At 42.0% G+C, this 10,838-nt stretch carries 10 protein-coding genes and 1 tRNA gene; 6 read left to right on the forward strand and 5 right to left on the reverse strand.

Going from position 1 to position 10,838, the window contains the following annotated elements; translation table 11 throughout:
- The coding region (locus tag J7J62_07465) for a GNAT family N-acetyltransferase (protein MCD6124989.1) at positions 1–954 on the forward strand (954 nt) is incomplete at its 5' end.
- Here the strand turns inward: J7J62_07465 and J7J62_07470 are convergent.
- Complete coding sequence (locus tag J7J62_07470; protein MCD6124990.1) at positions 949–2,544, reverse strand: hypothetical protein; 1,596 nt, start codon at positions 2,542–2,544, stop codon at positions 949–951. The genes J7J62_07465 and J7J62_07470 overlap by 6 nt on opposite strands.
- A gap of 55 nt (positions 2,545–2,599) precedes the next feature.
- A tRNA-Leu gene (locus J7J62_07475) sits at positions 2,600–2,684 on the reverse strand.
- A gap of 75 nt (positions 2,685–2,759) precedes the next feature.
- On the opposite strand from J7J62_07475, the gene smpB reads away from it, so the two are divergent.
- From smpB to J7J62_07500, 5 genes are all read left to right on the forward strand, one after another.
- The gene (gene smpB, locus J7J62_07480) at positions 2,760–3,221 is read left to right on the forward strand and encodes an SsrA-binding protein SmpB (GenBank protein MCD6124991.1); all 462 of its coding nucleotides are present in this window, start codon (positions 2,760–2,762) and stop codon (positions 3,219–3,221) included.
- 12 nt (positions 3,222–3,233) lie between these two features.
- On the forward strand, positions 3,234–4,070 hold the full coding sequence (locus tag J7J62_07485; GenBank protein ID MCD6124992.1) for a sulfite exporter TauE/SafE family protein: 837 nt from the start codon (positions 3,234–3,236) through the stop codon (positions 4,068–4,070).
- A gap of 95 nt (positions 4,071–4,165) precedes the next feature.
- Positions 4,166–4,606, forward strand: a complete 441-nt coding sequence (locus J7J62_07490) for a metal-dependent transcriptional regulator (protein ID MCD6124993.1) — start codon at positions 4,166–4,168, stop codon at positions 4,604–4,606.
- Entirely contained in the window at positions 4,603–4,842 is a 240-nt protein-coding gene (locus J7J62_07495) for a ferrous iron transport protein A (protein MCD6124994.1), read from the forward strand. The genes J7J62_07490 and J7J62_07495 overlap by 4 nt, the downstream gene beginning before the upstream one ends.
- Positions 4,839–6,536 (forward strand): ferrous iron transporter B, encoded by a 1,698-nt coding sequence (locus J7J62_07500; GenBank protein MCD6124995.1) that lies wholly within the window; start codon positions 4,839–4,841, stop codon positions 6,534–6,536. The genes J7J62_07495 and J7J62_07500 overlap by 4 nt, the downstream gene beginning before the upstream one ends.
- Positions 6,537–6,706: 170 nt before the next feature.
- Here J7J62_07500 and J7J62_07505 read toward each other — a convergent pair whose 3' ends face one another.
- The 3 genes from J7J62_07505 to J7J62_07515 all read right to left on the reverse strand — a co-directional run bounded on the left by J7J62_07505 (position 6,707) and on the right by J7J62_07515 (position 10,786).
- Positions 6,707–7,192, reverse strand: coding sequence for a dinitrogenase iron-molybdenum cofactor (locus tag J7J62_07505; protein ID MCD6124996.1), 486 nt, complete (start codon positions 7,190–7,192; stop codon positions 6,707–6,709).
- Between the two features lie 240 nt (positions 7,193–7,432).
- Positions 7,433–10,345, reverse strand: coding sequence for an FAD-dependent oxidoreductase (locus J7J62_07510; protein ID MCD6124997.1), 2,913 nt, complete (start codon positions 10,343–10,345; stop codon positions 7,433–7,435).
- Positions 10,346–10,495: 150 nt separating this feature from the next.
- Positions 10,496–10,786, reverse strand: a complete 291-nt coding sequence (locus J7J62_07515) for a hypothetical protein (GenBank protein ID MCD6124998.1) — start codon at positions 10,784–10,786, stop codon at positions 10,496–10,498.
- Positions 10,787–10,838: the final 52 nt, after the last annotated feature.

The raw sequence follows: 10,838 nt of genomic DNA on the forward strand, positions 1-10,838 counted from the left end.
GTAGAATACAAAGAGACATATAGAAACCTGTGGGAACAATTCGTGGATGATTCAAATAATGGAACACTATTTGCCTATCAGAAATTCTTTGACTACCATCCCAAAGAGCGTTTTAAACATAGACATCTCATGTTCTTTGAGCGGGGCAAACTTGTTGCTATATGTCCAGCAGCTGAGGTAAAGCGTGAAGATGGGGTCTGGCTGGTTTCACATCCCGGTGCATCGTTTGACGGTATAATAACCTCAACGAGAAGCGGCATTTCTGAAGCGCTGAAGTTGGTGGATGCGCTTATAAACTTTGCAAGACAAAAGGGATACAAAGGCATAGAGTTGACGCGTCCGCCATGGATTTATTACAAATTGCCGGAAAACCATATAGATTTTGCTCTCTTTGTGTCAGGAGGCATATATAAGAAAAGAGAGTTGACATCAGTCGTTCGTTTATATAATTCGATTGACGAAAACCTTAGACTTTTTAAGACTACCGCCCGAACTGCCATGCGCAAAGCGAAAAAATCGGGCATAAAAATTGAGATTACGAATAAATGGGAAGAATTTTACACGCTATTAGAGAGAAACCTTAAACTTAGACATGGAGTAAAACCCACGCATACTCTTAGCGAAATATATAAATTAACATCGCTTCTCCCCGATAAAATCATTCTGTTCGGCGCATTCATAGAGGAAAAGATGATAGCGGGCTCGACTATATTCATATGCAACAAGCAAACATTGCTATCATTTTATATAACTCAGGATTACGACCATCAAAATCTAAGGCCACTGAACCTGACCTTCGCGGAGATTATGCGGTGGGGGATAAATCGAGGCTACAGTTGGCTGGATTTCGGAACATACACCCTTAACAACATTCCCAATCTTGGTCTTGCACGGTTCAAAGAATCACTTGGTGCGCGAGGTATATTCCGAGATACAATTATGTTAAAATTATAATATATATGGATAGTAAACTCCCCTAACAACGGGCGGCGCTGGAGATAGCGTTCGAAGATACACATCCAAAGGCAACGCTATAACATCCCAATCAATATGTGGTGAGCTTGATGGGTCACCATCACCATCGAGGTTTAAAACAGCATCATATACAGTAACTCCACTGTCGGGCGAATTAATTCCATGAGCGGTCCAGGAGTATGTGGTCCAACCTGTATGACCTACTCCTCTTATAGGATAGGTACGAAAACCAACACCAAGATAAAGTTCAGGCAATGCTATTCCCATATTCCCGGCGAAGGCTGAAAATATAAGCGCCATGTCATGACAATAAAGATGATTCCCATTCTCAAGGTCCAGAAACTCGCCAAGATGGAGATATACGCGTTCCCAATTTGTATAAGGTCCATCATAATGTATATAATTTCTCGAGCTATAATATAGCCCCATATCGTAATACAAAGCTTGTCTTAAGTCAGCGAGAGCCTCGCGCATATTCATAGCACCATCGCACCATTGCAGGTCATACGCTAAAACCGCAAGCCATGGATAAGGTGGCGAACCACCATAAGCCCTTGAGTCGAGAAGTACCGGTTCAGAAAAAATATTATAAAAAACATGATTAGTCACAAATGAACCTGATATTTTTACTTTTTTAGCATCAAAAAAATTGAACTTTATATTGTAATCATAAATACCTATCCTTTCCGGCAACACAATAGGTATTTTAAGCTGTACTGTATCAACAGGTGGAGTGACGGGCATGGTGTCAACACCAGTAGTCACATATATCGATTCGTTTGATATCACTACTGCCTCTACATAAACAGAATCACCAATTTTATATACAGCAGGAATATTATAATTCTCTCTCCCTATGTATTTGAATGGCGGATAGTCAACAGAAGTCCAAAAAGAGGGCATGGGAAGCGGGTTTCCTGATTCATCAACGATGGAATTTCCGCCGCCTATACGCCAGTGAGCTATCGTATCACTGATTACTATATAATCTCTGCGGCCAGGTTTAGCTTTGTAATATATATATGGAATAGAATTGATAAATGTCACTTGTGAAACTCCGATCATCGCAACCTTCACTGTATCTATTATACTTGCCAGTGTGTCTCCATTATGCTTTAATAGGGTAACATTTATTTCATATTCATGTGGGGAAAAATCATCGGGAAACCAGTATCCTCTGAACACCACACCCGATGTCCTGCGTATGCATTCAAGGGGAACAGAATCGCCGCCAACAAGAATTGAGGCGTCAACTGAATCCGCGCTGTATGTTGACAGAATTAAGAACTCAATGGGCTCAGCATCGCGAAGAAAAGGTGATATAATAGAGCCAGACTTTATATAAAAAACTCCATGCAACCTTACTAAAACAGTGTCATTAATGTAGAGTGTATCATAGAATATCAAAGTATCAACATCAACAAGGGTATCTAACACAAAAATGGTGTCAACTACGAAAATTGTATCATAAACATAAATTGTATCACTTTTATTTGCTGTGTTTTCGGGTTGTTCGGGATTTTGGGAGCAGCCAAAAAATATAGAAAACGAAAAGAAGAAAATTATCATTGTAAAAACTTGAAAATTTCTGATTGTAACCATTCTTAACATGATAATTTACTAATGCCGAGGGCGGGAGTCGAACCCGCACGAGCTTAACGCTCACTAGACCCTGAATCTAGCGCGTCTGCCAATTCCGCCACCTCGGCTTAACTTATCGCTTGCAATAGCAAATTCATATCTTAACTTATGAATGCCGAAATTGCTGTCAAGAGGAAAAATTAATGAGAATAGTCTGCAAAAACAAAAAGGCACTAAGGGATTACGAAGTAATAGAAACATTCGAGGCGGGCATCGCACTTGTCGGCTCGGAGGTTAAATCGCTACGCGCGGGAAGAGTGAGTCTAAAGGATTCTTATGCAAAAGTGAAGAATGGGGAACTGTGGCTTTATAATATGCACATCTCACCCTACGAGAAATCAGCAGCATACTCTCCTGAGCCAAAACGGAAAAGAAAACTTTTAATGCACAAAAAAGAAATAGTGCGCTTAAAAAGCCTTACCGAAGAGAGAGGATATACAATAGTCCCTCTTGAAATATATTTCAACGATAGGGGTATAGCCAAAGTAAAAATCGCCGTCGTTAAAGGGCGAAAAAAATACGAGAAGAAACAATATCTTATACAAAAGCAACTTGAAAGGGAAAAAGAAAGAGAACTGCGGGACTACCTGCGTAGAAAGGGATAAACCCAACAGATCATGTTAACTTTTTTAACATTACTTCTCGGGCTTTTAGCAGGTTTTTTCTCAGGATTTTTTGGCATCGGTGGTGGTGCAGTGTTCGTGCCTGCCCTGCTTTTTATATATATGTCAAAAGGTTTTGACAGCGGTTCTGCAATGTTGATAGCAACTGGAACAAGCCTTTTTGCGATAATGTTATCAACAAGCTCCGCCGTTACAAGACAGATAAAATACAAAAATATACGATACGAAACAGCCGCCCCGATTCTTATCGGTGTAATACTAAGCAGCATGTTCGGCGTTATTATAACGAACAAAATCGGCGGCGACCCCCTAAGATATCTACTCGCCATATTCAATTTCTGGGCCGCCACAAGAATGTTCAAAAAAGCTTTCGTAAAAACCGAGGAACCAAAACTCTCATGGGACGAGGACCCGAAGTACAAAAACAAAATGCCGCTTAAAATAAAAATATTCCTTTTTGGTTTGGGAATAATAGTTGGTGTAAAGTCAGCCATGCTTGGCATAGGTGGAGGCGTGTTCGTAGTCGCCGGACTTATCGCAATACTAAACTACAAGCCAATAAACGCCACAGCCACATCAGTTTTTATCGCACTTATAGCATCCATAATAGGTTTGATATTCCGGATGACGCTAAGTATACCAGTACCCGAAGCACCACCAGCAACAATAGGCACCGTCAATGTGGTGAGCGCATTGATGATAGGGCTTCCAGCGATGATAGGAGCTCAAATCGGCGTTTACATCCATAACAAAATGGAAAAAAGCAAATGGTTCTACATCGGGTTCGCGATCCTTTTGACAATAGTTGCCCTGAAAATGATTTTCGTTTAAAAGTTTTCACTTGACAGAAGAGATTTTTGTAATTTTTTGTATAAAAATGTTAGATTATTCTAAAATTATTAGGGTAATCTATCAGGAGATGAGAAATGAAACTCAGCCAAAGCCTTGAAGACTATTTGGAAACCGTATTGTTGCTATCTGAGAAGGGCAAAGTAGCAAGAGTTAAGGAAATCGCACAGCAAAGAAATGTTAAACCATCATCAGTAATAGATGCCCTGAAAACGCTTTCCGAAAAGGGGCTCATAGAACACGAAAGATATGGCTATGTTAGACTAACCAGAGCTGGCAAAAGAGTTGCGAAAAAGATTTACAGACGCCACAAAATTCTAAAGCAATTTTTCAAAGATATACTTGGTCTCGACGAGGAATCAGCACAGGAGAATGCGTGCATAATCGAACACTACATCAACAAGCAAGGCATGGAAAGACTATTGGCGTTCCTCGAATTCATTCAGAAAAGCGAGACACTGAAAAACGAGCTTATCAAGGAATTTCACAAAACTTTTTCGGAGAGGAAGAGGAAATGAGAGAATACATAACTCTTGCGGAACTTCCCGCAGGGAAAAGAGCGAGAATAATAGGAATTCATGGTGGACACAGAGCAAGGTTAAGACTTTATTCCATGGGCATAAGAGAAGGTATCGAAATAAAAAAGCTCTCGGGGCTGTTTCATAGAGGACCATCGATAATCGAGGTGGGCAGCGCACAGATAGCTATCGGGTTCGGAATCGCGCGAAGAATCCTTGTGGAGGTTCTCGAATGAGGGTCCTTCTCATAGGAAATCCTAATGTTGGAAAGAGCGTCATATTTTCCCGCCTTACTGGTATAAATGTTATAACTTCAAATTATCCCGGCACTACTGTAGAGTTCACCAAAGGCTTCATGCATATTGGTGGCAAAAAGGTCGAAATAATCGATGCGCCGGGAACCTATAGCCTTCAACCTACATCGCGAGCTGAGCAGGTTGCGGTCAACCTCGTCGACGAAGCAGATGTTATCGTGGACATTATAGACTCAACGAACCTTGAGCGAAGTCTCTACCTCACACTTGACCTCATAAAAACTGGAAAACCAATGGTGATAGCTCTTAACATGTGGGACGAAGCCAAACACAGGGGAATAAAAATAGATATCGAGCAGTTACAGCAAATTCTTGGCGTTCCGTGCATCCCAACATGTGCGCTAAGTGGTGAGGGCATTGATAAATTGTCCAAACAAATACTGACCCCAAAAGCAAGTTCACTCGAATTTGAGGACAAGTGGAAAGCCATAGGCGAAATAATCGAAAAAACTCAAAAGATAACTCATCGCCACCACACTTTGCTCGATAGACTATCAGAGCTTTCCATATTCCCTTACACAGGTATCCCCATGGCTATCGTGATACTTTACTTAAGTTTCTGGCTGGTTCGATTCATCGGTGAAACCTTGATAAGTTACATCTTCGACCCTATTTTCGAGCATCTTTGGACACCAGTAATAATGTTAATATCAAAACTTTTGAGCCCATATCCTGCCTTTCACGACATTCTCATCGGAAAGCTTTTCGACGGGCAGATAGACTATATGAGTTCTATGGGACTATTGTCAACTGGTTTATATGTTCCTCTTGCAGCAGTACTTCCATATATATTTGCATTTTACCTTATACTGTCTCTTCTCGAGGATTTCGGTTACCTACCCCGCCTTTCCGTCTTAATGGATTCGTTCATGCATAGGTTTGGTCTTCATGGAGCGGGTATCATACCTATGCTTCTGGGGCTTGGATGTAATGTTCCAGGCGCGCTGGCAACGCGAGTTCTCGAATCAAAGCGCGAACGATTTATAGCAGCGACATTAATGGCTATTGCTGTCCCATGCACGGCTCAAATAGCTATGATAATCGGTCTTGTGGGGAAATACGGCGCAAAAGGATTGGGGCTCGTTTTCGGAACTCTGTTTGTAGTGTGGGTAATCCTCGGGACCATTCTTAACAAAATCGTCAAGGGTGAAAGCCCAGAAATATTCATGGATATACCGCCTTACAGGCTTCCGCATCTACCAACTATAATGAAAAAAGTGTGGATGAGAGTTAAATGGTTTCTCAAAGAAGCAGTTCCGTTCGTCCTTTTTGGCGTTTTCATCGTTAACGCGTTCTACACTCTGGGCATAATACAATTTATCGGCAATCTCACAAAACCTATAATAACCGGTCTTTTCGGGCTTCCCGAGGAAGCGGTTGGCGCACTTATAATAGGCTTTCTGAGAAAGGATGTTGCTGTCGGCATGCTCGCTCCACTTGGATTAAATCTCAAGCAACTCGTTATAGCCTCAGTTATTCTTGCAATGTATTTCCCCTGCGTCGCAACATTCACGACAATGGCCAAGGAGCTCGGAGTAAAAGACATGCTAAAATCGATAGGGATAATGCTGATATCAACAGTTATTGTGGGTGGAATTTTGAATGTTTTGCTATAGAGATTATAAAATTGGTAATTTTTCCGAAATCAGCTATTTTGCTTTTCTTTTTAAAGACTGTTACGAGCCAATTGGAAAAAGTTTTTCCGATTTAAAGGCGCAAGTGGAAAAATGATGCATTAAAATATAAATATTCTTACCTTATTTTTTATATATTAGGATAAAGTATATCACTTTAATTTTTCTTCAATTTTCTTAAGCAAAGATTTTAAATCCGCGAGCTGTTCTCTTAAAAAAGCAACTTCTTTCTTAAGCCTTTCTACTTCATCGCTTCCTGATTTTTTCTCCTCAGAAGGCTCTTCACCTACACTGGGACCGGGAGCATAATGTACTTTATTCTTCAGGTACTCCTCAAGAACATCTTTTACTCTCCCATAGGCACCTATAACAGGTTTTATACCAAAACTGGCAAAATATTGCTGAGCCTTCGGACCCATACCGCCTGTTATTATTACATCTACTCCTTTAGATTTCATAAACGAGGGCAGTTCTCCAGGGTTGTGTTCATCGGCGAGAGGATTCGGGATTGATTCAACATTCGAAACATTTCCGTTTTCATCAACATCCACAATAACGAAATATGGACAGCGTCCAAAGTGATAGCTCATAACACTGTCCAGCCCATTATTTTGGTCGGAAGTAAAACAAATCCTCATTTATATCACCTCCGCTCATGCTAATTCGCATAAGATAAGTTATGTTTTGAGTTTTTACAATTATTTTTCACGCAATTTGGAAAGGTTTGTATAAATTTAACTATAATATTTTATCCGACTTTTTGTTGTGATACAATATAGGAATGAAGCTCAAAACAAGTTTGAAACTTCTATTAGAATTGTTTTTCATGCACTAAGCCCTGCCACCTCACCCAGCACCACATCAAAAAGAACTCATCTTCACTCGTATTCTCTCGTTGCCTCGACTACCATAGCCAGCAATTGATTTTTGAAGAAATTCGTTAGCTGCACTGCACCCGACGGACAAGCAGCGGCACATGCGCCACAGCCCTCACAAAGCGCAGCGTTAACCTGAGATACTCGCAGGACAGGGTCAACTTTTATTGCTTCATACGCACACGCTTTCTCGCAATATCCACAGCCAGCGCACATATCCGCATCAACTCGCGCTATTATCGGCGAACGCTTTATCTGCGGCTGACTAAATAGGTCGAGAACCTTGGACGCCGCACCCGATGCCTGAGCTACAGTGTCTGTTATGTCCTTTGGATACTGAGCAACACCAGCTATAAATATTCCGCTCGTCATAGCCTCAAGGGGACGAAGTTTGAGATGTTGTTCTTTGACCCAGCCATACTCGTCGGTAGCGAGTCTCAGCTTTTTGATTAATTCAAGAGCTGACTGGCTGGGAATCATCGCTGGTGCCAGGACAACCATATCCACATCAAGCTTTATAGTATTACCCGTCAGCGTATCGGTTCCCCAAACCTGAACTTTATCACCGTTCTGGACAATTCTTGCTGGCTTGCCCCGTATGAAAACTATATCGTAGTTTTCTCGTGCCCGCTCGTAGAATTCTTCGTAGCCTTTACCGTTTGTCCTTATATCAATGTAAAACGAGAATGCCTTGCCGTCGGGAACAGACTGCTTGTAGAGAATTGCCTCCTTAACGAGATACATGCAGCATATTCTCGAACAATATGGCATCCCGTGCTCAGGGTCACGAGAGCGAACGCAATGAACGAAAGCCACTGACTTAGGTATTTTACCATCCGACGGTCGTCTAACTACTCCCCCAGTGGGACCAGATGCTGCGAGCAACCTCTCAAACTGAAGCGCGTCTATAACATCCGGTATCTCACCACCGCCATATTCGGGGATGTCTTTGAGAGGATAAAGCTCGAATCCGGTGGCAACCACAATGGCACCCACTTCTATTTCCTCATAGAACGGCCCAAACGAATGGTCTATGCACTTGGGGTCACATACCTCCTCACAAAGATGGCACTCTGCACAACCAGCGCAGGAAAGACACCGTTTCGCATCCTCTATTATTTCATCAGAAGTAAGTTCCTTTTTCTTCTTAATAACATCTGGCTTGCCAACATTATAAGCCATTCCAACATTTCCTACAAGACCGCTGTCGTAAGGCAATTCTCGTTCTCGCCCTTCGACCATATCCATTCCATTTATGAACCTGTGAATGGATTCGGCTGCTCTTTTCGCCGCGCCAACCGCATCGATAAATGTCATAGGTCCCGTGGTGCCACCAGCAGCAAAAATCTTTGGATGCGCAGTAGCACAAGTTAACAGATCAGCATCAATGTAACCCTTATCGTTCTTTATTCCCATTTCATCGGGAACGAATGATATGTCAATCCCGGGCTTTTTCTCACGCTGTGCCCTGCATGAACCAACACTTATAAGCACAGCATCGTAATCCTTAACGAGCTCCTCGAAGCTGATATCTTTACCTATCTCCGTGTTGAAATGAATTTTAGCACCTATCTTCTCCACAAGTTCGCATTCTCGCTTTAAGACATCTTTTGGCAGAATTTTATCCGAAAGGTTCCACAGACCACCACCGAGCTTGTCCCCTTTTTCGAAAACATCGACCTTGTAGCCTCTCTTCCTGAGTTCAAAAGCAGCCTGAAGACCCGCGGGACCCGCACCTATAATAGCTATTCTCTCCTCCCGCTCCTCGGGAACAGTTAAATCCTGCCTGATTTCACCCTGCTGGACTTCCCAATCGGCAACGAACTTCTTTATTAGTCTTATATGAACAGGGTGGTCAATTTTCCCTCGAGGACAAACCTTTTCGCACGGGCTTGCACAAATTCTGCCCGCCACACCAGCAAAAATAAAATTCGATTCGTTTCTTATTATATCTATCGCCACATCAAATCTTCCGGCCATAGCAGCAGCTATGTAACCCTGCGCATTAAGATGAGCTGGACACCTCGAACGGCACGGTGGCCAATCGTTTTTCTTGGTTATCGTATAGACATTCGGCACCGCCTGAGGGAATGGGCGATATATCGCCTTCCGCGTTGCTAAACCACGCTCGAACTCGTTAGGCAATTTTGTAGGGCATACTTCTTCGCAGCTTCCGCAGCCAGTGCATTGGTCATAATGAACATAAGAGCCTCTGTGTCTTATTCGAACCTTAAAATTCCCCAGGAAACCTTCAACATTATCGACCTCAGCGTAATTAATGATTCTTATATTGGGGTGGTTCTGGACATCGGTCATCTTGGGCGTCAGTATACATTGGGGGCAGTCAAGGGTTGGGAATGTTTCTGAGAGCTGAACCATTTTACCACCTAAAGAGGGCTCTCTCTCAAGAAGATAGACTTGATATCCACCATCAGCTATGTCGAGAGCAGCTTGTATACCTGCCACACCACCACCTATCACCAACGCTTTCTTAGTCACAGGAATGTAATTATCCTCGAGAGCAAGATTACGCTTAACTTTTGCTATCGTCTCCCGTATGATGAGATAAGCCTTTTTGGTTGCCATTTCAGGCTGATGCCAATGGGGCCATGAGGCTTGTTCTCTTATGTTAGCTACCTCGAGAAGATATGGGTTAAGACCTGCCTTTACCGCGACATTCCTGAATGTTTTTTCGTGAAGAACCGGTGAACAATGCGCAGTAACCACAGCATCGAGATTTTGTTCCTGAATCATTCTGCCAAGCAACTCCTGTCCCGGTGCAGCGCAGAGATACCTGTAATCAGTGACGAAAACCACATCGTCTATTTTGGAGACCATCTCTTTTAACTTCTCGATGTCAACTGAACCAGCTATGTTATGCCCGCAATGACATATGAATACACCTATTCTTGCCATAGCAAACCTTCCCGCAAAATGTTTTGAATTATAAAAATAAAGAAGGCAGGGTCAAGCAAAAGAAAAATTTCACATGATTTATGGATTTAGAAATAAAAAGCCCCTTAATTTATAAGGGGCATAAGAAAAAAACTTATTCAATCAGCAAAATCATTCTTTTTTGGCTTTTCCGTAAAGCAAGCCGACAACTATTATGAGCACTATTCCCACGATGAAATTGTTCCACTGGGCAGCATTCATAGCCTTAATAATAAATGAGGCTACAATCCACCATAAGCCCAAAATGAACGAGATCCAACCGGCAAAAGCTTTGGTCTTTGTGAGAAGGAGCCCCAATACGGCAATAATTATACCGATGATAATGTTATTAACGGTCAAAGAAGAAAGAACAAAACCTGCTATAATCCCCCAAACTGCCAAAATAAAAATAATCCATCTCATAAGTTACCCCCTTTTTGAGTCGATTTCAAATATAGCATTTACAATATAATAA

This window comes from bacterium (assembly GCA_021159335.1).
GTDB lineage: Bacteria > UBP14 > UBA6098 > B30-G16 > B30-G16 > JAGGRZ01.

Coding starts and splice junctions, on each gene's coding strand:
- J7J62_07500 (MCD6124995.1), top strand. CDS start 4,839: ATGAGGGTCCTTCTCATAGGAAATCCTAATGTTGGAAAGAGCGTCATA.
- J7J62_07505 (MCD6124996.1), bottom strand. CDS start 7,192: ATGAGGATTTGTTTTACTTCCGACCAAAATAATGGGCTGGACAGTGTT.
- J7J62_07515 (MCD6124998.1), bottom strand. CDS start 10,786: ATGAGATGGATTATTTTTATTTTGGCAGTTTGGGGGATTATAGCAGGT.
- J7J62_07510 (MCD6124997.1), bottom strand. CDS start 10,345: ATGGCAAGAATAGGTGTATTCATATGTCATTGCGGGCATAACATAGCT.
- J7J62_07495 (MCD6124994.1), top strand. CDS start 4,603: ATGAGAGAATACATAACTCTTGCGGAACTTCCCGCAGGGAAAAGAGCG.
- J7J62_07490 (MCD6124993.1), top strand. CDS start 4,166: ATGAAACTCAGCCAAAGCCTTGAAGACTATTTGGAAACCGTATTGTTG.
- smpB (MCD6124991.1), top strand. CDS start 2,760: ATGAGAATAGTCTGCAAAAACAAAAAGGCACTAAGGGATTACGAAGTA.
- J7J62_07485 (MCD6124992.1), top strand. CDS start 3,234: ATGTTAACTTTTTTAACATTACTTCTCGGGCTTTTAGCAGGTTTTTTC.
- J7J62_07470 (MCD6124990.1), bottom strand. CDS start 2,544: ATGATAATTTTCTTCTTTTCGTTTTCTATATTTTTTGGCTGCTCCCAA.